The organism is Arsukibacterium perlucidum DSM 18276, from assembly GCF_000382165.1.
Taxonomy (GTDB): domain Bacteria; phylum Pseudomonadota; class Gammaproteobacteria; order Enterobacterales; family Alteromonadaceae; genus Alishewanella; species Alishewanella perlucidum.
Window position 1 is genome coordinate 13,514 of sequence record NZ_KB907731.1, and the last position, 22,235, is coordinate 35,748.

Annotated in this window: 21 protein-coding genes; 12 read left to right on the forward strand and 9 right to left on the reverse strand. The window is 50.1% G+C overall.

Annotated elements, in window-relative coordinates; genetic code table 11:
• Position 1: 1 nt before the first annotated feature.
• From H141_RS0116980 to H141_RS0116990, 3 genes are all read right to left on the reverse strand, one after another.
• Entirely contained in the window at positions 2 to 1,402 is a 1,401-nt protein-coding gene (locus H141_RS0116980) for a sensor histidine kinase (protein WP_240473139.1), read from the reverse strand.
• 138 nt (positions 1,403 to 1,540) lie between these two features.
• Positions 1,541 to 1,735 (reverse strand): hypothetical protein, encoded by a 195-nt coding sequence (locus H141_RS0116985; RefSeq protein ID WP_019677487.1) that lies wholly within the window; start codon positions 1,733 to 1,735, stop codon positions 1,541 to 1,543.
• Between the two features lie 225 nt (positions 1,736 to 1,960).
• Positions 1,961 to 3,187 (reverse strand): adenosine deaminase family protein, encoded by a 1,227-nt coding sequence (locus H141_RS0116990; RefSeq protein ID WP_019677488.1) that lies wholly within the window; start codon positions 3,185 to 3,187, stop codon positions 1,961 to 1,963.
• 155 nt (positions 3,188 to 3,342) lie between these two features.
• Between H141_RS0116990 and H141_RS0116995 the strand changes: the two genes are divergently transcribed.
• Positions 3,343 to 4,707, forward strand: a complete 1,365-nt coding sequence (locus H141_RS0116995) for a M24 family metallopeptidase (RefSeq protein ID WP_019677489.1) — start codon at positions 3,343 to 3,345, stop codon at positions 4,705 to 4,707.
• An 88-nt stretch (positions 4,708 to 4,795) separates the two neighbouring features.
• On the opposite strand, the gene H141_RS0117000 is transcribed toward H141_RS0116995, so the two are convergent.
• On the reverse strand, positions 4,796 to 7,027 hold the full coding sequence (locus H141_RS0117000) for a TonB-dependent hemoglobin/transferrin/lactoferrin family receptor (RefSeq protein WP_019677490.1): 2,232 nt from the start codon (positions 7,025 to 7,027) through the stop codon (positions 4,796 to 4,798).
• A gap of 87 nt (positions 7,028 to 7,114) precedes the next feature.
• Here H141_RS0117000 and H141_RS0117005 point away from each other — a divergent pair, with 87 nt between their 5' ends.
• From H141_RS0117005 to H141_RS0117030, 6 genes are all read left to right on the forward strand, one after another.
• Entirely contained in the window at positions 7,115 to 7,960 is an 846-nt protein-coding gene (locus H141_RS0117005; protein WP_019677491.1) for a heme/hemin ABC transporter substrate-binding protein, read from the forward strand.
• Positions 7,953 to 9,083 (forward strand): FecCD family ABC transporter permease, encoded by a 1,131-nt coding sequence (locus tag H141_RS0117010; RefSeq protein ID WP_019677492.1) that lies wholly within the window; start codon positions 7,953 to 7,955, stop codon positions 9,081 to 9,083. Before H141_RS0117005 ends, H141_RS0117010 begins: the two co-directional genes overlap by 8 nt.
• Positions 9,076 to 9,846, forward strand: a complete 771-nt coding sequence (locus tag H141_RS0117015; RefSeq protein ID WP_019677493.1) for an ATP-binding cassette domain-containing protein — start codon at positions 9,076 to 9,078, stop codon at positions 9,844 to 9,846. Before H141_RS0117010 ends, H141_RS0117015 begins: the two co-directional genes overlap by 8 nt.
• Positions 9,847 to 9,867: 21 nt before the next feature.
• Complete coding sequence (locus H141_RS0117020) at positions 9,868 to 10,623, forward strand: HugZ family pyridoxamine 5'-phosphate oxidase (protein WP_019677494.1); 756 nt, start codon at positions 9,868 to 9,870, stop codon at positions 10,621 to 10,623.
• A 100-nt stretch (positions 10,624 to 10,723) separates the two neighbouring features.
• Positions 10,724 to 11,119: a PA2779 family protein gene (locus tag H141_RS0117025; protein WP_033425621.1), complete on the forward strand. Its 396-nt coding sequence runs from the start codon at positions 10,724 to 10,726 to the stop codon at positions 11,117 to 11,119.
• Between the two features lie 6 nt (positions 11,120 to 11,125).
• Positions 11,126 to 12,130: a PA2778 family cysteine peptidase gene (locus H141_RS0117030; RefSeq protein WP_019677496.1), complete on the forward strand. Its 1,005-nt coding sequence runs from the start codon at positions 11,126 to 11,128 to the stop codon at positions 12,128 to 12,130.
• Positions 12,131 to 12,154: 24 nt separating this feature from the next.
• Here H141_RS0117030 and H141_RS21020 read toward each other — a convergent pair whose 3' ends face one another.
• The 5 genes from H141_RS21020 to umuD form a co-directional block, all read right to left on the reverse strand.
• Complete coding sequence (locus H141_RS21020) at positions 12,155 to 12,859, reverse strand: hypothetical protein (RefSeq protein ID WP_019677497.1); 705 nt, start codon at positions 12,857 to 12,859, stop codon at positions 12,155 to 12,157.
• 128 nt (positions 12,860 to 12,987) lie between these two features.
• Positions 12,988 to 14,904 (reverse strand): methyl-accepting chemotaxis protein, encoded by a 1,917-nt coding sequence (locus H141_RS0117040; protein ID WP_033425626.1) that lies wholly within the window; start codon positions 14,902 to 14,904, stop codon positions 12,988 to 12,990.
• Between the two features lie 195 nt (positions 14,905 to 15,099).
• Positions 15,100 to 15,315, reverse strand: a complete 216-nt coding sequence (locus H141_RS0117045) for a hypothetical protein (RefSeq protein ID WP_019677499.1) — start codon at positions 15,313 to 15,315, stop codon at positions 15,100 to 15,102.
• 77 nt (positions 15,316 to 15,392) lie between these two features.
• On the reverse strand, positions 15,393 to 16,688 hold the full coding sequence (gene umuC, locus H141_RS0117050) for a translesion error-prone DNA polymerase V subunit UmuC (RefSeq protein WP_019677500.1): 1,296 nt from the start codon (positions 16,686 to 16,688) through the stop codon (positions 15,393 to 15,395).
• Between the two features lie 47 nt (positions 16,689 to 16,735).
• Positions 16,736 to 17,167, reverse strand: coding sequence for a translesion error-prone DNA polymerase V autoproteolytic subunit (gene umuD / locus H141_RS0117055; protein WP_019677501.1), 432 nt, complete (start codon positions 17,165 to 17,167; stop codon positions 16,736 to 16,738).
• 212 nt (positions 17,168 to 17,379) lie between these two features.
• Here umuD and H141_RS0117060 point away from each other — a divergent pair, with 212 nt between their 5' ends.
• The 5 genes from H141_RS0117060 to H141_RS20555 all read left to right on the forward strand — a co-directional run bounded on the left by H141_RS0117060 (position 17,380) and on the right by H141_RS20555 (position 22,207).
• On the forward strand, positions 17,380 to 17,931 hold the full coding sequence (locus H141_RS0117060; protein WP_026349527.1) for a GbsR/MarR family transcriptional regulator: 552 nt from the start codon (positions 17,380 to 17,382) through the stop codon (positions 17,929 to 17,931).
• A 23-nt stretch (positions 17,932 to 17,954) separates the two neighbouring features.
• Positions 17,955 to 19,349 carry a cytochrome ubiquinol oxidase subunit I gene (locus tag H141_RS0117065; protein ID WP_019677503.1) on the forward strand — a complete coding sequence of 465 codons (1,395 nt, stop codon included), beginning with the start codon at positions 17,955 to 17,957 and terminating at the stop codon, positions 19,347 to 19,349.
• The gene (locus H141_RS0117070) at positions 19,346 to 20,350 is read left to right on the forward strand and encodes a cytochrome d ubiquinol oxidase subunit II (protein ID WP_019677504.1); all 1,005 of its coding nucleotides are present in this window, start codon (positions 19,346 to 19,348) and stop codon (positions 20,348 to 20,350) included. Before H141_RS0117065 ends, H141_RS0117070 begins: the two co-directional genes overlap by 4 nt.
• 220 nt (positions 20,351 to 20,570) lie before the next feature.
• Positions 20,571 to 21,332 carry a hypothetical protein gene (locus H141_RS20550; RefSeq protein WP_019677505.1) on the forward strand — a complete coding sequence of 254 codons (762 nt, stop codon included), beginning with the start codon at positions 20,571 to 20,573 and terminating at the stop codon, positions 21,330 to 21,332.
• Positions 21,329 to 22,207 carry a tetratricopeptide repeat protein gene (locus H141_RS20555; protein ID WP_019677506.1) on the forward strand — a complete coding sequence of 293 codons (879 nt, stop codon included), beginning with the start codon at positions 21,329 to 21,331 and terminating at the stop codon, positions 22,205 to 22,207. The genes H141_RS20550 and H141_RS20555 overlap by 4 nt, the downstream gene beginning before the upstream one ends.
• The last annotated feature ends 28 nt before the right edge of the window (positions 22,208 to 22,235 follow it).

The window sequence follows — 22,235 nt, forward strand, 5'->3', positions numbered from 1 at the left end:
GTTACTTTTCCTCTAACAGCGGTAAACGTACTCTGATACACACATCAGCGTATACCACATCAACAATATCAGCATGGCCACCCAGTAGCCGGGCACAGTCTGCCACTATAGATAACCCCAGGCCGGATCCCTGAACCGCATCAAACCTTGGGGTGGTGCCACGCTGAAAGGGTTCAAATAATTTCTCACGCAGCGCTGTAGGTATAGGCGCACCATTGTTTGCCACTTCCAGCACCAGCATATCGTCTTTTGTATACAACTTTACCCAAACCGGGCTGCTCTCAGCACCATAGGCCTGGGCATTATTAATCAGGTTGTCCAGAATGCGCCGGAACAGGGTTTCGTCGGTATATATATTAGTTAGCTGACAGTCCAGTTTAATTTGCTGCTGGCGTTGCTGTAGTGATAGTGCATGATCGGCAAAACAGGCTTGCAGCAGTTGCTGTGGTACCTGGTGACTGAGTTCAGGTTTGGCTTGTTGCAACAGTCGGTTGTAATCCAGTAGCTGCTCAGTAAGCTGGCTTAAGCGGTCAGCACTGCCATTTAGCAGCATCACCACTTCCAATTGTTGCGGGTTTAACGGCCCCAATAATTGCTCGGTTAGTAAGGCACAGCCTTCGCGAATACTGGATAATGGCGTTTTTAGTTCATGCGAGGCATGGCGCAGCAATATCAGCCGCAATGCCTCCAGTTGCTGTAAACGCGAGCTTAACCAACGCAATTGTTCGCCCAACTCTGACAGCTCACGCGGGCCTTCCAGTTTGCCGTCGGGAAAATGTTGCTGCTGGCCAATCGCCCTGATCATTTTATCCAGTTTTTGCACCGGCGCTGCCACCCGGCCCGATGCCCATAACACCAGGAGTAAGGTCAGAAATACCAGCGCCACTGTTTGCCAGGCCTGACGTTGCTGAGCGTCCTGTACCAATTGCTGCTGGTTCTGTAAACGCTGTTCCAGTAAATCCCAGATTTGCTGGCTGATCCGCTGCTGGCGCAGCCTTATTTGCTGTAATAACTGCTCCAGTGGCGTGCCACTAAGCTGACTGAACTGTGCAGCGAGTTGCTGTAAATCAGCCTGCTGCTGCAAGCAGTCAACCAGCTCGGGTAAATCGTTGCATAACTGGCTAAGGCTGGCCTGCTGATTGTTGATGTGGCTTTGCGCAACCCGGGCCAGCGCCTCAGTTTTAACTACGGCGTACTGGCGTACTGCCCGCTCAATATCCACCACCAGATTTTGCATATTCTCGGCGCGGCGCACACTGATCACCGCACTTTCAGCCTCGCTGGTTGCAAAGCGGCTTAAACCCGACAGCGCTTTATGGCTTTGCCACATCAATACCCCGACTGGGATCATCGCCAGCAAAAAGCTCAGAATAACCAGTTGTCGTAACGAAGCAGTTCGCAAAGGAAAGCGCATAGGCAGTTAGATTCAGAAAAAGTTAGCGTTAGCATAACCTGTTTAACTAAAAAAAACAGGCCAGTAAGGAGGGCTGGCCTGAACAAGCATTCAGCAAGGAGCTGAACTCATGGGAATTAATTTGGCTTACTGTGCCTCAGGGGCATAGGCCGGTGTAAAGCTTACCGCTGCTGCACTGGTGTTAGGGTGGATAACCGTAGCTTGCTGTTGTTCCCAGGCCAGAACACTGGGGTTATTTAAATCAACCCGACGTAACATCGTTACCACTAACATCATATTGGCGACCAGGAACATCGTGATAAATACTAAGAATAAATCCATAACACACCTCCGGTAATTACCTTAGGTGTATCAAGTGTTGTGCCAACTATTAATAGTTATTAAATTTCATAATGTTATGATGTTTTTCCACAACTCATGCCGGCGTATTTCACTAATAGTGTCTGCAATTAGAGACACTATTAACAGCTATAAATACTAGTTGTTATAAATCAACAGCTTAAACTGTATGCTTTTTGCGACAACATAATTAAGACTTTGTTTTTACTAAATAAAGCCATACTGCTTGGCAACCCGATCAAAGTAATCCAGGCAATTTTTGGCATACTGGCGTTTTTCTACGTAGCTGCCCGGGAAGAAACTCTTCTTAAACCCGTAGGCCACCATGTCTTTTAAGCGCTTCAGCGGAATATCAAAATTATCCAGCGCCAGCTGATATTCGTTACATACCGTAGTATTAGAAACCAGGCGGTTGTCGGTACAGATAACCGTCGCCATCCGGTTGTCGAGCATCGCTTTAAACTGATGTTGACGAATATCGGTAAGCTGCGGGTTGGTTTGCAGATTACTGGTCAGGCACACTTCAATGGCAATGCGTTTATCAGCGATATAGCTGGCCAGGTTGCGGATATAAGCGGCTTTATCGGTAATCTCGGGGCTGTGGATCATCTCCGGAATAAACATCGAATAGCCATGGCCAATCCGGTCGGCGTAACACTCGGTAATGGCCTCAAATACGCTCTCTGCACCATAAGCTTCACCGGCATGCAGGGTTTTCAGCATAAAATGCTGGTGGGCATACTCATACACTTCTTTAAATTTGCTGGCCGGATAACCCGATTCCTGGCCTGCCAAGTCCAGGCCCACTATCGGCATGCCACTTTCATCACGCAACCGCACGCTGGCCCGCACCAGCTCCATTGCTGCCAGTTTAATCACGTCCATTGGCGCAAAATCGCGCATAAGCTGAAATAAATTGGTGTAATAAGGCGAAAAGCCCTTATCGCCAAACATCCGCATCGCGCAATTAATAATACCGTAACCAAAAGGCGGTTTATTGCCACTCAGTACCGCTTCGCTACGGTTATATTCATCTTTCGCCCGCTTCAGGCCATTATTCACTGCATGCATTATCTGATCAAAATCGATACCGCGGCTTAAATCAATCAGCAACTGCGGGGCAAAGCGTACTTCGATGTAATTAACCCCTTCAGCCTGATTATCAATAGCCAGCTCATACGCAGCCTGCTCCAGGTTTTGCGGGTCACGCAACACCGCACAGGTGTACTGAAAACAATGTAAGTACTCGCCCAGGTTCTGGTATTTGTCTTTAAATACCAACTGCTTTAAACCGTCAACACTTTGCGAGGGCAGTTTGGTATCAGTGCGCTTTGCCATTTCAATCAGGCTGTCCAGCCGCAGGCTGCCATCTAAATGCAGGTGTAAATCAGACTTTGGCATGGCTTTAATAAAATCAGCAGAATAACGTGGCATAACAAACAACTCCTCAGCGAACAATTACCGCTAAGTGTATCGCAAATTTATGTGCTTTAGTCGGCAAAGCAGTATTTTCCGGTTACCAGCTGCTTGCACCGGCTCTCTATCTGGCTTACAAATACCCGACAACAAGAATAAAACAGGACAAGCTAATGAAAAAACTCTTTAAAACAACAGCGCTGGCGGCTGCACTGCTCGCCCCTGCGGTTCAGGCCGAACCTGCGCAATTTAGCCAGGGCCGGGTGCTGAGTTCCGCAACGGATTACCAGATATTAAGCCCTCGGCAACGGGCACCGGTTGCCAATCAGTTTACCAATCAGCGGCTCGAACAGTTGCTGCCACAATTAATGGCTGAATCCGGCCTGGATATGTGGCTGGTAATTAACCGCGAATACGCCGAAGATCCGGTGTATTTCACCCTGGTGCCGCAACCGACTTTTGCGGCCAGGCGCACCACCATGCTGCTGTTCAATCGTCTGGCTGATGGCACTATCGAAAAACTGTCTGTCAATCGTTATCCGCTTGGCGCTCCTTACGAATCAGCCTGGGCCGGCGGCAATTTAACCGAGCAATGGCAGGCGCTGGCCGCAGAAATTGTTAAGCGCAAGCCGGGGAAAATTGGTATTAACACCTCTGAGCACTGGCCGGTAGCCGATGGCCTGACCTCAGGCCTGCACCAAAAGTTGTTAGCAGCGTTACCGACCGACTACCACAACAAATTGGTATCGGCCGAGCAGCTGGTGGTGCGCTGGCTGGAGCAACGCACTGAAGCGGAGCTTAACTTGTACCCACAAATTGTTAGCCTGGCCCGCTCAGTGATAGCTGAGGGCTTCAGCAATAAAGTGATTACGCCCGGCGTTACCACCACCGACGATGTTGCCTGGTATTTGCGCGAACGTTTTGCGCAGCTGGATTTACCAGTGTGGTTTATGCCTTACGTGAACCTGCAGCGTGCTGGCATGGCCTGCACTGCCGATAATCCGTTTTGCGGTACTTCCGGCGTTATCCAGCGCGGTGATGTCCTGCATACCGACGTGGGTATTTGCTATCTGACGCTATGCACTGACACCCAGGAAATGGCCTATATCCTGCACAACAATGAAACAGACGCCCCACAGGGCTTAAAAGCCGCCCTGGCCACCGGCAATCGCTGGCAGGATATCTTAACTGCTGAATTTAAAACCGGCCGCAGCGGCAACGCTATCCTGGCCGCGACCCGTAAAGCCTCTGACCGCGCTGGGATAAACAGCAGTACTTACACCCATGCTATCGGCTTTGTTGGCCATGCCCCCGGCCCTACTATTGGTATGTGGGATAACCAGGGCGACACCCCTGTGCAGGGCGACTGGCCACTTTATGCCAATACCGCCTATGCGATTGAAGGTAATATTAAACAAGCGGTGCCTGAGTGGGATCAGCTACTGGTCCACATTAAACTGGAGCAAAGCGCTTATTTTGATGGCAAAAAGGTTATTTACCTTGCCGGCAGGCAAACGCAGTGGCATTTAATTCGCTAGTGCCCCAGCACCAGCATAGATGGCCGACATGGCTGAAGCAGGCGGCAGCATGCTGCTGCCTGCAGCTGATACAGGCTTAGCTTAGCCGCTAAAAACGATAGCTTAAGGTAGCAGTGATATTGCGCCCCGGCTGGGTTAACCGGCCAAGATTCTCTGTTACATTGCGCCCCCTTACTTCAGAAGCTGACCAGATTTTACGGTCAGTCAGGTTAAACAAGCCAACGTTTAACCACCAGTCAGTAGTCAGGTTCAGGTGGCCAAGCAAGTCCAGACTAAGGTAGCCTGGTGCCGCGAAAGGCAGCGCTGTTTCAGTTTGCTCAGATCGGGCTACCTTAGCGCGTTTGACCGCTGTAGCGACCAACTCCAGTGACCAGTTATCTTCGGGCAAACCATAGCCTACACCAACCACTGCTTGCGGTGGCATGATGGAGTCCAGTGGCTGCCCGTTGCTGCTGTCTTTACTGTCCAGCCAGCTTATCGCTGCAGTTAACCGCAGACCGCCGAGCAACGCATGCTGCTGATGTGGATACCAGTTAATACGGGCGTCGGCGCCGCGTATGGTAACTTTGTCGAGGTTGCGGGCCTGAAACTCTAATAGTCCGGTTGCAGGGTTGAAGCCTTTTACTGCCAGTGACTCAATAAAATTGTCATAACGGTTATGGTACAGACTGAACTCCCAATCGAGGCTGTTAAAGCGGCTGCGAATACCCAGCTCCCAGCTTTTTACCCGCTCTGGTGCTAAATCAGCATTGGGTAAAGAGGTGTAGCCGCCTGCAAAATTAGTAAAACCAACATTGATGTCGTCAAATGGCGGGATGCGAAAACCCTCGGCAAATTGGCTCCACAACGTATGCTGCGGATTAATCCGGTAGACAACGCCCAATTTGGCAGACAATTCGCTGTCAGAATAGGCACGGGTTGCTACGCCGGGGTTTGCACTGGCAAACAGTGCATCGGCCCTGGGTGACAGGCTGAACTTATCATAGCGCACACCAGGAGACACTGTCAGCTTGCCATTTAGCAGCCGCATTTCGTCCTGCAGAAACAACGCGACTTCACGCGCCTCAGATCTCGGAAAGTCGCGGGTTGGAAATACGCTGCCTTCAGGCAGCAATTCGCCATTATCAGCGCGACGGGTAAAACCGTCCCGCAGTGATTCACTGTCAGTCAGCTGCAGCTCTGCACCATAGATCAAATAGTGCTCTGCGCCGGCGCTAAACGCCTTGTCTAGTTGCAGGCTGACACCGCGAACGTGCTGGCTAAACTCACTGTGGCGGCTGCGTAGCATGTTAATAGCCTCAGGGGCTTGCCGGCTGGCTGCGCCAAAGCGCTGTTCAAAGCTATCTTGTTCAGTAACAGCCTGCTGCCAATATAGCCTTGCCAGCAGTTTGTCAAACGCCACAAGCTCGCCGCTATACTGGTAATTCAGTTGCAACCTGCTTCGCTCGCGGCTGTCATCACCGTGGCTGTCGTCAATTCTGACGCCGCGCACTACATTGCCTACCTGTGACAGCAACTCTGTTTTGCTGTCACCTTGCAAGTGATCAGCAATAAAGCTGAGCTGCTGTGCCTGGTCGGGACTGTAAATCAGCTTGGCCTGGCCACTTTGGCTGCGCTGGCGCTGCGGCTCGGCCATCACTCTGTCTATGCCGGTTGTGGCGCCACTGTCAAAATAGGTTTGGGTTTCACTGCCCTGTCGGGTTGTTGCGCTTAGTAACCATTGCCAATTGCCCTCTACCGCGGCTAATTGCCCGCTTAACCAGGTTTCAGCAGCGGCACTGGCGTAGCCCAATTTTACTTTGCCAGCCAACGCCTCGCCGGGGGCGACGATATCCTTCGGTGCCTTACTGGTAAAAGCCACTACGCCACCAATAGCGTCACTGCCGTACAAGGTTGACGCCGGGCCGCGGATAATCTCTACTGACTGTAACAAATCGATATCGATAAAATCTCGCCGTGCTGACAAAGCCGGGCCAAAACTAAATTCATCAGACAACGGCACGCCATCCAGCAGCATCAGTATTCTGTCACCATTAATGCCTCGAATATTAAACCCGGATAAGCCAAAGCGACCGCCGCCTTCAACGGTAACTCCGGGTTCGTAACGCACCAGATCGCGAATATCTGTCATCAGATGCTGCTGCATAGTGTCACTGTCGATAAAGCTGACATAGGAAGCAATTTCATTAATATCACGCTCACTCCGGGTGGCGGTTACGCTGATGTGCTCTAGGGTCTCTTCAGCAGCCAGCTGTGCTGGCAGGATTGCACTGCTTACAGAAACTGCCGTCAGACAAAGCCAGGGAATACACTTGATCATTTTTACCTCTTGAACATAGCCAGGTTATTTGCGAGAATCAGATTCTAATGATAACTATTCGCATTTGCAATAAGAAGGGGTAAAAAAATGCATCGACCGAACAAGCTGCTGCGTGGCGTTGTTATTTTGCTGCTGGCCGTGCAGCCTGGCATCACAGCGGCAACAGAGCGGATTGTCGCCGCCGGTGGCAGTGTGACTGAAGTGTTGTTTGCCTTAGGTCTTGATGAACAGCTGGTAGCAGTTGACACCTCCAGCTTGTATCCGCAAGCAGCAACAACGTTACCCAAGATAGGTTATTACCGCCAGTTAAGCCCTGAAGGCGTGTTGTCACAACAACCGACAGTGTTAGTTGGCCATAGCCAAATGGGGCCAGCAGATGTATTGGCACAAATTAGCCGCATGGGTGTCGAGGTAGTGAATGTGCAGCATGGTTACCACACAGACAGCTTGTATCAACTTATTACCGCTTTAGCCGAGCGCTTTAACCGTCAGCAGCAGGGGGCACAGCTGATAGCCGATATTCGCCGGCAACTGAGTCAATTACCAAAGCGGGCTGCAATGCCCGTAAGTATGGCGTTTCTGGTATCTGTTGGTGAGCGCGGCCTGATGGCAGCGGGTTCTGATACGATGCCCGATGCCTTATTTACTACCGCCGGTATCACAAACGCATTTAGTGCTGTATCGGGATATCAGCCACTGTCGGTTGAGGCATTAATGGCCGCTGCACCTTTGCAGATACTGGTGCCAGCACATGCCGCTGCAGGCCAGTCTGCAGCGCAGTTATGCCAACTGCCGGCATTGCGGTTTTGGGCACAGCAACAAGGTTGCCGGATAACTGTGGTAGACCCGTTGATTTTTATGGGGCTCAGCCCGCGTTTACCAATGGCGGTGCGTCAATTACATCAGCTGGCACAGGTAAGCGCTAATGAGTGAGCTATCGACATCGACGCTATCACAGCAAGATGCACTCAGTATTAGCCCGCCAGCACAGTTGCAGGCACAGTTACGGTCGCAGTTGTCATTGCGTGCCCGCAGCCAGCGCCGCCTTATCCAGGGGTTAATGTTGTTGTTACTGCTGGTAATGCTTTGGTCATTAACCCAGGGCGCGATGAAGATAGCCTTCGCTGACGTTATCGCTAGTCTGCTGCCTGGTATTACTGCCGGGCCTGACGGTTTTTCACAGCAGGTGATGTGGGATATTCGTTTGCCAAGAGTGTTACTTACCGCCATCACCGGAGCCGGTCTTGCAGTCTGTGGTGCGGTAATGCAGGGTATTTGCCGCAATCCGCTGGCCGATCCCGGCCTGATTGGTGTGTCGTCCGGTGCTGCCTTGTTTGCTGCCATGGTGATGGTATTTGATATCAGTCACTTTCTGCCAGCACTGCTGCAACCGGTGCTGATTTCGTTAGCAGCGTTTATTGGCGCTTTACTGGTTAGCCAGCTGGTGTTTCAGCTGGCGCATACAGCCTTTGGCTTAAACACTCTGTTGCTTATTCTGGCCGGTGTGGCGATTAATGCCCTGGTGGGCACCATTATGGGGTTACTGGCGTTTATCGCCGACGACGGCACTCTGCGTCTTATCACGTTTTGGAGCATGGGCAGTTATGCCGGCAGTAACTGGACTCAGGTGCTGCTGGTGGGGCTGGGAGTGAGCGCGCCTTTGCTGTTGTTATGGCGTTATCGCAGCGCGCTAACCCTGATGCTGGGTGGTGAGCAGGACGCACAAAACCTGGGGGTGCCAGTCCAGAAAATCAAAAGAGTTAGCCTGTTATGTGTGGCGCTGCTGACCGCCGTGTGTGTCTGCTTCACTGGCATCGTCGGCTTTGTTGGCCTGGTGACACCGCATATTTGCCGGCTACTAACCGGACCAGATTTGCGTAGCCTGATCCCGCTTAGTGCGCTGGCTGGCGCCTTACTGGTTACCAGTGCCGACACCTTAGCCCGTATTCTGATTATTCCGGCCGAGTTGCCGGTCGGCCTCGTCACCTCAATGCTGGGGGTGCCGTTTTTCCTGTACTTACTGCTGCAGTATCGTCGGAGCCCACGCCATGTTTGAGTTAAAAAATGTCAGTGTTGGTAGCGGTGTAAAGCAGCGGCTGCAGCAGATCAATTTAACCGTCCGCCAAGGCAGCTTAACGGCAGTGCTGGGGGCAAACGGTGCAGGTAAAAGCAGTTTGCTCAATCTGCTTGCCGGCGAGCTGCAACCCAGTAGCGGGGAAATCAGCTTTAAACAACAGCCTTTAGCGCACTGGTCACAGCAACAGTTAGCGACGCAGCGCGCCATCATGTTGCAGCAACAGCGGCCGGTATTCGATTTTCTGGTGCTGGATTACCTGCTATTAGCACGCCATGCCTGGCTGGAAACCGAGGCGCAAAGCCTGGCGCATGCCAGCAAGATTATTCAATGTCTGGCGCTACAGCCGTTATTGGATAAACCTGTTACCCGGTTATCCGGCGGCGAATGGCAGCGTGTACAGTTTGCCCGCGCCTGGCTACAGGTAGTGGCCGTCACGGGTGTAGACCATGCCATGTTATTGCTGGACGAGCCTACAGCGGCGCTGGATATTTTTCAGCAGCGTCAGTTCTATCAAGCGCTGCAAAGCTTTGTTGCTGCAGGCGGTACCGCCCTGGTGGTGCTGCATGATGTCAATCAGGCAGCCCGAATTGCCGACCAATTTATTTTGCTACAACAAGGGCAACTGCTAGCTGCCGGCAGTGCTGAACACTGTTTTACCCAAACCAACCTATGCCGCTGCTATCAGGTTGCAGGCCACCTGCAGCACGATGTGGCCAGCGGTAAGTGCTATTTTCATTATTAACAGCTTTAGTCTGGAGTCATTATGCAAACCGAGAACCTGCAACAACATATTTTTAATGCCCGCTCCCTGCTGCGACAACAACACAGCGGCGTTTTATCAACACAGAGCTTATCACTAAAAGGCTACCCGTTTGGCTCGGTAACTCCTTACTGGATGACAGAGCAAGGCAGCCTGATGCTGTATGCATCGGATATCGCGCAGCACAGCCGTAATATGCAGGCCGATGCCAAGGTCAGTTTATGCGTGTTTGATGGCGCGCAGCATGACAGCCAGGCCAATGCCAGAGTCACAGTGCTTGGCGAAGCCAGGGTGCTGGGCAAAGAGTGCGACGAAGCACAGGCCTACTTTCAGCTGTATCCGCAGGCCGAAGCCTACAAGCAGGCCCATGATTTTCAGTTTTATCGTATTACCCCAAGCCGCGTACGTTATATTGGTGGCTTTGGTGAAATATACTGGTTCAAACCCGAAGACTGGCAATACCCCACTCCAGCCTGGCAGGCACAGAGCGCGGCTATTATTGAGCATATGCATGAAGACCACAGTGATGCGCTGGCCCTGATGTTAAACCTGCAACACCGACAAGATGCCCGAACCGGAGACGTTAAAATGTTAAATGTGCTTGCTGAAGGCTTTCATGCCTGCTTCGACGGCAAAATTTACTTTATCACTTTCGACGGAGCCTGCCTTGGTAACAACAGTGTGCGACCGGCCATGGTAGCGCTAACGCAAGCAGCCCGGCAGCTGCCAACTGGTGTCCGTTTGCAAAGCCCCGGTTAATCAGCTAGGCTTCAGGGGCTGTGCATTGTTAATTTTCAATAAGTTAAAGCTAATCTAACAACGATGTTTGCTCCTGAAATAATAACCTCAAGGACTATTCATGAAGAATACATTTGTAACAGTCAGCATCGCGACTGCGATGCTGATCATCAGCACTTTTACTTTTGGTGCAAGCCAGGCAACTGCCGGGGTTTATAGTTCTGACCAGGTGATCGCAGATCAGCAGCATCATTACAATAAGCAACAAGTGCTGTCCTTTGTCGATGATGCCCAGGTTCAGAATAAACTGATTGAACTGGGTGTCAGCCCGGCTGATGCCAAATTGCGTATCGCCAGTATGACCAATGCCGAGCTGGAAGCCTTTAACAGCCAGCTTAACGAGATGCCGTCTGGTGGTGTGGTCGGCACCATAGTAACAGTGCTGGTGGTTGTGGCGGTGCTGGACCTGATGGGTATTACCAACGTTTATCCGTTTATCCGCCCTATTGGTTCTTAGTTCTTTATGCGAGCACGTTGGCAGACTGGCTCTTCAGCCGGTCTGCTGGCTGTTTTGCTGGCTGCTCTGCTAAGTACGCTAACAGCCTGCCAGACACCACCCCAAACCAAACAATTACTGGCAGCGCCCCCAGACATTGCCAGCCAGCATGCTATTGCTCAGGTGCCATTTTATCCACAGCAAGAGTTTTTCTGCGGCCCCACCACCCTATCTGAAGTGGCCGGTTTTTACGGCATTACTAAAAGTCCGGATGATATCGCCCCTGCTACCTTTACCCCGGGTCTGGAAGGCACGCTGCAAATTGAGATGGCAGCTGCTACCCGTCAGCTTGGTATGGTGGCCTATCAACAACGCGCCAATATGAAGCAGTTATTAAGCCTGGTAGCCGATGATATTCCGGTAATAGTACTGCAAAACAATTCTATTGCCTGGCTGCCACAGTGGCATTATGCGGTGGTCATTGGTTATGACCTTAACGCAAAAGAGCTGATATTACATACTGGGGTCACCGAAGCGCATCGTCTGAATTTTTCAACTTTCGAGCGCACCTGGCAACGCGCCAATTACTGGATGCTGGCGATGCTCCCCCCCGACAAAACCAGTGATCAACTAGACCCTTTTATTTATACCAAAGCCTGTCAGGATTTAATTAACACCCGGCAAGCCGCCACCGGCGTCGCTGCACTCACCACCGCCACTCAGCAATGGCCAGACTACTGGCTGCCGTATTTTTTACTGGGCAACCATTATTTTTCTGCCGAGCCGGTTCAAGCTGCCCACTGGTTTGAGCAAGGCTTGCCTTTTGCGCAGCAGCAAGTGCCCTATCTGAACAATTATGCCATGCTGTTAAGTGAACTTGGTTGTCATACCAAAGCAGCTGAATTGATTACAGCTGCGTTGCAGCTCGCACCTGAGGATCGTAAGTTGTTAAATAGCCAGCAGCAGATCAACTCAGCGCAGACGGTTGGTGCAAATGATGCTCAATGCGAGGCGGGCGATACCGACAATTGATACCTGCGTTTGCTAACAATAGCGTTAGCGACAGTTAGCAGTTTTAAAAGCTGTGAGTTCTTTCTCAATTGCAATTTGCAGCGGCTTTAACAGGTCTGATTTTGACTTATGGATCACATGGTAGATTTCGATGGGTGCCGCCGGAATCGCCACGACACTGGTGTTAGCGACTGGATTCACGCATGTTAATGTGCTGCTTACCCACAAAAAGCGGTCCACTTTATCCGCATTATAAAGCAGGACCAGTTGGGACCAGTCCCGGACATGATATTTTTGCGCTGTTATCTTTAAGTCGAGTTCTCTGACCGATCTGGCACTTTCTGGAAAAAACAGCAGCACCCCAGGGTTAGTCAGATCATCTAGCTTGCATTGGAGACCTGGCCGGCAGTGCAGCTCCAGCTTGAGCTCATCCAGTTTAGCGACGGTAACAACATTATCCAGGGTTGCCAGCACTAGGTCGGTTCGGGCGACATCACCGTCAACCATGCCTTCTTGCAGTAAACGCAAACCCCGCTCAGCCTCTACCGCCATAAAATTAATGTTCAGCCCCAGACTCTGGTAAGACTCCCTAATCAATGGCACTAAGACATTTTCAGTTACTGGATGGCTGACATAGCTCAGAGTCAATGTCTGCGACAGCGCGGCATCTGCATCAGCCTTACTGTCTGCCTGAAGCGACAGCGACGCTGTATACAGTAATATCGAAAACAACGCTGCTTTAATACCCATTTACAGTCCTTAGCAACTAGAACCCTGCCAATCTGGCGAATGCCAAACCTTGCGGGCTAAGTTTCCAGAGCTAATTTTGCCATTTAAAACAGCAGCATAGCCATGACTTTAAATGGTTTGCTATGGCTTTATAGCTTAAACCTGCCAACTATGTTGTCCAGCCGCCTTGTAAGCTCGTATACTTTTTCCGCTGCAGCCAGCGCTTCTGTTACATTATTTAACGATGATGCCACCAACTGGTCTACGGTTGTTGTATTGCGATTTATTTCCTCAGCCACATAGGATTGCTCTTCCACTGCAGTAGCTATCTGATAGTTCATGTCGCGAATTTCAGTGGAGGAAAGTTTAACAATTTCAATTGACTTGGTTGTATTACGCGTTAGGTCAACTCCGATTTTCACTTGCTCACGGCTTTGTTCAATGGTGTTTACTGCCTCCTTTACACGCTGCTGTAAATTGGCAATCATTGTATTTATTTCTGAGGTTGATGCCTGAGTGCGGCTCGCCAGAGTACGCACTTCGTCTGCTACAACAGCGAAACCCCGGCCTTGCTCACCGGCTCTGGCCGCTTCGATAGCTGCGTTTAATGCCAGCAGGTTAGTTTGTTCTGCAATCCCTCTGATAACGTCAAGTACAGAACCAATATTGTTGCTCTCAGTGTTAACTTGAGAAATGACCTGGCTGGCTTGTGTGATCCGGCTATCAAGTTGCTCAATGGCCGTGGTGGTATCTGCAAGCAAACCCATACTCTCCAGGGTTTCCTGCTCAACTTTTTCGGCAGCTTTTGCTGCACTGTTACCACTTTTCGACACGTCCTGAATTGTTGATGTCATCTCAGTAATTGCAGTTGCAACCGAGGTAATTTCGTCGCGCTGCTTGGCGGTGTGTTCTGTTATCTGGTTCATCATGCTGTTTACATCTTTTGTCGCAGCACTCAGTGAAGAGCTGGAGTCACGAACTTGAGCAATAGACTGGCGCACTTTTTCAGCGAATTGATTGAACGCCAGTGACAGCTCGGTGAATTCGTTATTCCCTTCCACTTTTAAACGCTGCGTCAAGTCACCATCGCCTTCAGCAATTTCACGCATAGCATTCACCGCCTGATTAAGAGGCGTAGTGATGAATTTTGCTAGCATATACGCTATGCCAATACCAACAATTAACAATATCACTACCATTACTAGGATAAACTTTTTAGTATTCGCAATCCGGCTGACATAATCAGATCTGTCCATCGCCAGCTCAATAACACCGATGGTTTGATCGCGGTAATCGGTTAGTTTCGCAGCATAAATTGCATATTCAGTACGGTTAATCTCTGCGCCACTTGATAGGGGTTTGTCGGTTGCTGCAGTCAGCGTTTCCGGTGTCAGCACCGACAGAGCCGGGTTCGTGGTCGCAAGGCGTCTGAAGCCGCTACCGTCACGGGTGTGTACGGTAAGGTCTACTTTGTATTTCTCTTTAACAAGCTGTAAAAACGACTCATCAAGCGACAGGCCAAACTCAAGACTTCCAACATGTTTTGAATTTTCAAAGACAGGCACTACGCCGCGGATACCTATGCCTGCAACCCCCTTTTCAATGCCAGATACAAATGTCTTTTTATTGTTTACATCAACAACTGTCTGGCGGAATTGGCTTAAATCATCATTAAATTTGCTGTTATCATGCAGGCGTAAAAATGAGGTTGCGGGCGGCAAATGGAACTGTGCTTGTTTAACGCCAAACTTTTCTTTCGCACTGTTAAAAAAAGGCATTGTCAGGGCAAGCAGGGCAGCCCGATCTTGTTCAGCAAAGGCTTTTTGAACCGGCGGTGAGGTGGCCATGCTTTGCGCCAGTGCAGTTGCCAAACGGCCTTCAGAGTCAATTTCTGATAATACTGCGTTGTACAGTTGCGATAGCTCCCTTAGCTCTGCTTGCCGGGACATATTTTGTAACGTATTCAATGAGGAATAGGCCAGTACTGCCGTAATCAATAAAATTAACAATGCTATGAAGGCAATAAGTACTTTCACCATTTTAAAGTTCTGAAGCGATGTCAACATAAGCATTAGTATCCACAGATAGTTAGCGTGCGATTAAAGCGTAATAGCGGCTAACTCTTTTGTCCAACTTCCTCCTCGCGATAATCAGATTGTTTGTATTAAAACCAAGCTTTCCATAAAGTAATATATAACAGCAGGTTGCATTTATAGTCTTTTTTGCAAAAGCTACTAGAACCATCAGTAACGCACTGCACGTTAGCTCCCTAGCGGCACGGCTTCCAGCAAATGGATGATATTGTGGTTATTATTTAATTTTGCTAAATCAATCAGGTAACTCTTTTCAAGCGGCTGCATCGTTTGATTAGCCAGTAACTCTTTAAGTAATGACTCTTCCCCATTTGCTACCGCAGTTTTCAATGCCGAATAGTGGGCGATACTGTGATTATGTCGATCAGCTTGTCCAGATGTCATTAGTGTTGCTCCATTGATAGTTCATTGCTGCCTGATTACTAACAGCGCACTCCAGAGGCCGCGCTATCGTAAAAAGGCTATTTAGCAATTGGCAACTGCTGCCAGTTAGTAGTGTAGGCGGGTGACAGCAGCTCGCGTTTCATGCCCCACTGCTGTTTCGCGCCCTGACTGGCAAACCAGATGGTCTTACTGTGTTTGGCGTTAAGTTTGTCCATTAGTTGCATTAGTTTCTGATCTGATGCTGTCTGCTGCTGTTGCTGCTCATAATTAGCCGGCTGGTCAAACAAGCTAGCCTGATACACACCGGGGTCATAAAAGTCGGCCAGCATTACCCCGGCTTTGGCATAGCGGTGGCCATTCACCCATAACGCATCCAGCAGTTGCATGGCTTTACTTAAAAACAACCTGGTATCGCTACCGGGCATATCAAGCTCAACACTTTTGCTGGCGCTATAGGGCGTGTCTTTATCACTGAAAGGGCTGGTACGTAAAAACACGGTCAGGTGTTTGGCGTGTTGTTGCTCGTGGCGCAGTTTTTTACAGGCGCGGCTGATGTATTCACTGATGGCTTCGGCCATTTGCTGTTTATCGGTAATCCGCTCCCCGAACGAACGGCTGGAAATAATCTGCTGCTTAGTCGCTGCCATTTCTTCCAAAGCAAGGCACGACTCGCCATTTAGCTCCCGCACGGTGCGCTCAACCACCACCGAAAAATGTTGCCGGATATAATTCGGATTAGCATCGGCCAGCTGCAAAGCGGTATCGATCCCCAGTTGCTGCAGCCGTTTAGTTAATTTACCGCCAATGCCCCATACTTCGCCCACCGGCAGCAGCGCCAGTAATTTGCGCTGGCGGGCTTTGTCGGTTAAATCAACCACACCGCCGGTTTTTGGCCAGGTTTTCGCGGCATGGTTAGCCAGCTTAGCCAGGGTTTTACTGGGGGCGATGCCAACACAGACACTAATGCCCTGCCACTTTTGAATACGCTTTCGAATGCCGTGGCCAAATTGCGTCAGGCTTTGCAGCTGCTGCAGCCCGCTTAAATCGAGAAAGGCTTCATCTATGCTATACACCTCTACCTTGGGTGCCATTGTTTCCAGGGTGCTCATTACCCGCTGCGATATATCGGCGTATAAGGCATAGTTAGATGAAAACGCCAGCACGCCATGCTGGCGCATCAGCTCACGCACCTGAAACACCGGTACGCCCATCTTAATGCCAAGCTTCTTTGCTTCTTTCGAGCGAGCCACTACACAGCCGTCATTATTCGACAGCACCACTACAGGGGTATGGGTTAAGTCGGGCCGGAATAATTTTTCACAGCTGGCATAAAAGTTATTGCAGTCGACCAGCGCAAAGATGGTTTTACTCATGCTGCCCTTTCCCCTGTACTTTATTTGCACCTCACTTGATTTGCGTCTCACTTGCGCTTCATCTGCCGGATCACATTGGTGACCACACCGAATATATTCAGCTCGTCACCTTCGCGCAGGCAAATTGGCTGATAAGCCGGGTTGCGCGGTAATAGCTGCAGCTGTGGCCTGGTAGCCAGCTGCTTTACGGTAAATTCATTACCCACTGCCGCCACCACAATATCGCCATGCTCAGCATCAACCGAGCGATCGACTACCAGCACATCGCCGTCAAAAATGCCGGCCTCTATCATCGAATCGCCCTCCACCCGCACAAAAAAGGTGGCGGTGGGGTGACGCACACACAGCTCGTTTAAATCAAGGGTGCGCTCGATATAATCCTGGGCGGGTGATGGAAAGCCCGCCATTACCGGATCACTGTAAAACGGCATACGGCGCTTGGGCCAGACACCGGCATTACCTAAAAATACTGCTACCATAGGTGCCCTCACAACTGTTTTTTTATACAGTATACCAACCCACCATAAATTGGCAATCAGTGCCTCATTGGGGGCGGGCTAAACTGTCAGCTTTACAGCACAAACGCTGACAGGTCCCGACAGATAAAGCGTGGCAGAAAATACTTGATCCAGATCAAAGTTCAGCCGTACAATAGTTTCAGAAATTTCTGAAAGTTCAGTAAGGGCTATTTATGCAAATGACACCAATGATTGAGTCTTTTGTTTGTCACTTCGGCGAGATGGGCAGCCGCTGGGGTTTTAACCGCACCGTAGGCCAGATTTACGCTTTGCTGGTGGTCAGTGAGCAGCCAATTTGTGCCAACGAGATTGCCGAGTTACTGGGGATTTCCCGGGGTAATGTCAGCATGGGTTTAAAAGAGCTGGGTAGCTGGCAGCTGGTGCAGGTAATCCATAAACAGGGGGAGCGCCGCGAGTTTTATCAAAGCCGGGGCAGTATCTGGGATATGGCCAACCGGGTGTTTGAAGAGCGGCGTAAGCGTGAAATGGACCCAACGCTGTCTTTGCTGCGTGACATTATGATGGACGAAGCAGCCAATAACGACGAAGCCTATGCCCAAAAACGGATTACTGAAATTCACGACTTGCTGGAAAACATTACCGAGTGGACCCAAAGCCTGCAGTCGTTATCGCCGGAGAAACTAAACACTCTGATGAAGCTGGGTTCCGGAGTGGGTAAGGTGCTGGAGTTTACCGATAAGTTCCGGCCGAAAAAAGATGCCTAGCGGTTATTAGCAGTGAGGTGGTTATGTTAGATACCTTAATTTTGTCGCGGATTCAGTTTGCGGCCAATATCAGTTTTCATATTCTGTTCCCGACTATTACCATTGCCCTGGGCTGGTTATTGTTTTATTTCAAAGTACGCTTTGATCTGTCGCAGCACCCGGTGTGGATGCGGGCCTATCGTTTCTGGGTAAAAGTATTTGCGCTGACCTTTGCGCTGGGTGTCGTTAGCGGCATTACCATGTCGTTTCAGTTTGGCACCAACTGGCCGGGCTTTATGGAAAGCATCGGCAATATTGCCGGGCCGCTACTGGCTTATGAGATCCTGACGGCGTTCTTTTTAGAAGCCACAATGCTCGGCATTATGCTGTTTGGCTTTCATAAAGTGCCACGCTGGGCCCATACCCTGGCCACCTTTCTGGTGGCGCTCGGTACCACCTTCTCTGCGTTCTGGATTTTAGTATTAAACTCCTGGATGCAAACCCCGGCCGGCTTTGAAATGATTGATGGCGTGGCCCACGCTACCGACTGGTGGGCCATTATTTTTAACCCGTCATTCCCGTATCGCTTTACCCATATGCTGCTGGCTTCCGGCCTGACGGTCTGTTTTCTGGTGGCCGGCATTTCGGCCTACCGCATGTTAAAAGGCGATAACAAAAAAGCCCCGAAACTGGCTCTGCGAACAGCGTTATTAAGCGCAGCTATCCTGGCGCCAACTCAGGTGCTGGTCGGTGATTTTCATGGCTTAAACACCCTGGAACATCAACCACAGAAAATTGCCGCTATGGAAGGGATCTGGCAAACCGAAAAAGGCGCACCGCTGGTGCTATTTGCCATACCGGACGAAGAGACTAAGCAAAACCGTTTCTCAATTGAAATTCCGAAACTGGCCAGCCTGATTTTAACCCATGATCCTGACGGCGAACTACAAGGCTTAAACGAATTTGCCGGCGCACACCCACCGGTGGCGCCAGTGTTTTACAGCTTCAGAGTGATGGTCGGCATCGGCATGTTAATGTTGCTGATGGCCTGGTGGAGTAGTTATAGCTTACTGCGCAAAAAAGAACTGACGCCAATGCAGCTTAAAATATTGATTGGCATGACCTTTTCGGGCTGGGTCGCCACACTGGCCGGCTGGTATGTCACCGAAATTGGCCGCCAACCCTACTTAGTTTATGGCGTGCTGAAAACCCGCGATGCGGTAACCACCGTGCCCGGTGAGCACGTGGCCCTTACCCTGACCATGTATCTGGTGTTATATGCGGTATTACTGGTCGCCTACATTAAAACTCTGTTCTGGCTGGCGAACCGTGCGGTTGAAGTAGAAGAGTACGATTTAACCCGCCCCGGCTTGGCCGAAACGCGCGCTGCGTCAGGCAACGCGCTAAGTAAAGGCGTAGGCACAGGAGCCACAATATGAGCTGGTTAACTGCAGATAATTTAGCGCTTATTTTCGGTGGCCTGACTGCGCTGTCCATCCTGTTATATGCCATTTTAGATGGCTATGATTTAGGGGTCGGTATTACGTTGCCGATGAACAACGAGCAGTGGCGCGATACGGCCATTGCCTCTATCGGCCCGTTCTGGGATGCCAATGAAACCTGGCTGGTGCTAGCCGTAGGCCTGCTGCTGGTGGCCTTTCCGGCCGCGCACAGCGCCATTTTACATGCCTTGTATTTGCCAGCAGCGCTGTTGCTGCTGGGATTAATTCTACGTGGCGTGGCCTTTGATTTTCGGGCCAAGGTAAAAGCCAACCGCAAAACCCGCTGGGACTACACCTTTAAAGCCGGCTCACTGCTGGCCACTTTCAGCCAGGGCTTTATGCTGGGTATTTATGTGATGGGACTTGAGTACAATACTGGCAGTATTATTTTTGCCTGCTTTAGCGGTTTCTGCGTTACTGCCGCTTACGCCATGATTGGCAATGCCTGGCTGATTGGCAAAACCAGTGGTGAACTGCAGCGCTATGCCATTAAGCAGTGCAAAATCGCCGGCGTATTAACCCTTAGTGGTATTCTGGCGGTCAGTACTATTAACCCGCTGGTCAACGCTAATGTCTATCAGGTGTGGACCCAGCCACCCATGGCGTATGTGTTTGCCGCCATCCCGATGCTGTGTTTCGCCATGTTTATTATTGGCTACCAGGCACTAAAACGCTTGCCGCTGCCAGCAGACGCCGGCGCCTGGCTGCCCTTTGCCATCTGCAATATTATCTTTATCTGCAGTTTTCTGGGTCTGGCATTAAGCTTTTATCCATTTGTCGTACCAAATCAGCTAACGCTTTACCAGGCGGCCAGCTCCAGAGAATCACTGATTATTATTTTCTATGGTGCAGTAGTGGTTATACCGGTTATCGCCGCCTATACCGCAGTGGCTTACTATGCGTTCAGAGGTAAGGCAGATGGTTTGAAATATTATTAATTACGCAAAATATTGAGGATAAACGTTCAACAGCCTATGCCCTGATTATACAGGCATAACATTCTAGCAGTGGCTTGCGCCATAATCTGCCCGGTAACCAGCAAGCCAAGGTTGCGCCATGCCAAAAGTCACAACAAGGAATCGTGACTTTTGGCACTATCACAGCACTGTGACTTTCTGAAAAAATGTGTGCCAGTCATCTCACACATTGGAGTTACAGATGCAGACTATTTTCCACATCATACTACTGACGCACATATCATTTGGTATTTGTGCCCTGAGTTTATTTTGGTTTCCGGCCTTCACTAAAAAAGGCTCGGTTAAACATAAAAAATTCGGCCTTTGGTACTCTTATGCCATGCACGGCATAGTGGTCACTGCGGTGTTGATGGCGTTGTTATCAATCAGCATGCCGGCATTGGTAAAACCCGATGCATTTGCCAACAGCACTCAGCCGCAGGCGGTGCAGCAGTCCATCATAAACTTTGCCTGGCTGCTACTGCATCTGGCCTTGCTTACCCTGGTGTCGGTGCGATATGGCCAGCTGGTGCTAAAAGCAAAGGTGGACCGCGCTGTAATAAGACAGCCGATACAGTTACTGATGACTTTTGGTTTGGCACTAAGTGGTGCAGCCATTTTGGCAAAAGGGCTGATCTCTGGGCACATCCTCATGCTGATATTCGGTCCGTTGGGCCTGTTTATTGCCGCTACAAATTTACACTTTACCTTTAAAAAAACGGTATCGGCAAAAGGCTGGCTGGCTGAGCATTTAGGGGCCTACATTACCTCTGGTATCGCTGCCTACACGGCTTTTATCTCATTCGGCGGCCGGCATGTTTTTGGTGCCTCAGGTTATTTGCAACTGGCAATGTGGGTCGCACCCGGCATTATTGGTACTCTTTGCATCGTGCTGCTGTCCCGTAAATACGATAAACCCGCCCTCGCAACTACGCTAAAAAACGTTAAGGAAAAATCAGCATGAATTCACGATTAATCGTTATTTTTACATTTTTGTATGTGGTCATGACGCCGGTTAGCGATGCCAATGCATCAGCACCGGCTGCTACAGAAGCAGCGCAGGCAATGGCATTAATTGACACCGACTTAGATAAAGCTGAGCGCCTGATCATGTCAGCGTTAAAGCGCGAGCCGCAAAACGCTGAGTATCATTTCTATTGTGGCAGAATAATGGGCCGCCAGGCCGGAGAGGCTTTTTTTAGTGCGTTAAGTTATGCCAAAAAATCGTTAGCCTGTTTAAATAAAGCGGTAGAGCTGGTACCTGACAATGTTGCGTACCGCAAAGGCCTGGTTAACTTTTATCTTGGCGCACCTGGTATAGCAGGTGGCGATGAGCAATTAGCGCTTGAGCAAATTAACATCATAAAAATGTTAGATGCGAATGAAGGTGCGGTAGCTGAGTTGGACTACTACAGCAAAACCGATGATCTAGACACCTTTGAACAACAACTGCGCAAGACAATTGCCGCTGAGCCTGCTGCCGGTTTACCTCAGTATCAACTGGGATTACTGCTGCAAAGGAAACGGGCATATGTTGAGGCACAACAACACTTTGTGTTAGCTGCAACTCAAACTAAACAACACAAAACTCAAGTAGAAGCACTGTATCAGATAGGCCGCAATGCACTCTTTGCTGAACACTTTATTCAGGACGGCATCACTGCTCTGCAGGCTTATTTACAGCACGATATTGACACCGATATGCCAAGCGCGCAGTGGGCGCACTATCGCTTATCGCAATTGCTGGATATTGACGGACAAACAGAGCAGGCAGCTGAACATTTAGCCCTGGCCCGGGCAACACAAGATAAACAACTGCTGGCGTTGTTAAAGCCATAATTTCCGTTTGTGAGTACGGACTTTTACT

Coding starts and splice junctions, on each gene's coding strand:
- H141_RS0117020 (WP_019677494.1), top strand. CDS start 9,868: ATGCAAACCGAGAACCTGCAACAACATATTTTTAATGCCCGCTCCCTG.
- H141_RS0117045 (WP_019677499.1), bottom strand. CDS start 15,315: ATGACATCTGGACAAGCTGATCGACATAATCACAGTATCGCCCACTAT.
- H141_RS0117025 (WP_033425621.1), top strand. CDS start 10,724: ATGAAGAATACATTTGTAACAGTCAGCATCGCGACTGCGATGCTGATC.
- H141_RS0116990 (WP_019677488.1), bottom strand. CDS start 3,187: ATGCCACGTTATTCTGCTGATTTTATTAAAGCCATGCCAAAGTCTGAT.
- H141_RS0117000 (WP_019677490.1), bottom strand. CDS start 7,027: ATGATCAAGTGTATTCCCTGGCTTTGTCTGACGGCAGTTTCTGTAAGC.
- H141_RS0117070 (WP_019677504.1), top strand. CDS start 19,346: ATGAGCTGGTTAACTGCAGATAATTTAGCGCTTATTTTCGGTGGCCTG.
- H141_RS0117030 (WP_019677496.1), top strand. CDS start 11,126: ATGCGAGCACGTTGGCAGACTGGCTCTTCAGCCGGTCTGCTGGCTGTT.
- H141_RS0116995 (WP_019677489.1), top strand. CDS start 3,343: ATGAAAAAACTCTTTAAAACAACAGCGCTGGCGGCTGCACTGCTCGCC.
- H141_RS0117005 (WP_019677491.1), top strand. CDS start 7,115: ATGCATCGACCGAACAAGCTGCTGCGTGGCGTTGTTATTTTGCTGCTG.
- umuD (WP_019677501.1), bottom strand. CDS start 17,167: ATGGTAGCAGTATTTTTAGGTAATGCCGGTGTCTGGCCCAAGCGCCGT.
- H141_RS0117040 (WP_033425626.1), bottom strand. CDS start 14,904: ATGTTGACATCGCTTCAGAACTTTAAAATGGTGAAAGTACTTATTGCC.
- H141_RS20555 (WP_019677506.1), top strand. CDS start 21,329: ATGAATTCACGATTAATCGTTATTTTTACATTTTTGTATGTGGTCATG.
- H141_RS20550 (WP_019677505.1), top strand. CDS start 20,571: ATGCAGACTATTTTCCACATCATACTACTGACGCACATATCATTTGGT.
- H141_RS0117060 (WP_026349527.1), top strand. CDS start 17,380: ATGCAAATGACACCAATGATTGAGTCTTTTGTTTGTCACTTCGGCGAG.
- H141_RS21020 (WP_019677497.1), bottom strand. CDS start 12,859: ATGGGTATTAAAGCAGCGTTGTTTTCGATATTACTGTATACAGCGTCG.
- umuC (WP_019677500.1), bottom strand. CDS start 16,688: ATGAGTAAAACCATCTTTGCGCTGGTCGACTGCAATAACTTTTATGCC.
- H141_RS0117015 (WP_019677493.1), top strand. CDS start 9,076: ATGTTTGAGTTAAAAAATGTCAGTGTTGGTAGCGGTGTAAAGCAGCGG.
- H141_RS0117065 (WP_019677503.1), top strand. CDS start 17,955: ATGTTAGATACCTTAATTTTGTCGCGGATTCAGTTTGCGGCCAATATC.
- H141_RS0117010 (WP_019677492.1), top strand. CDS start 7,953: ATGAGTGAGCTATCGACATCGACGCTATCACAGCAAGATGCACTCAGT.
- H141_RS0116985 (WP_019677487.1), bottom strand. CDS start 1,735: ATGGATTTATTCTTAGTATTTATCACGATGTTCCTGGTCGCCAATATG.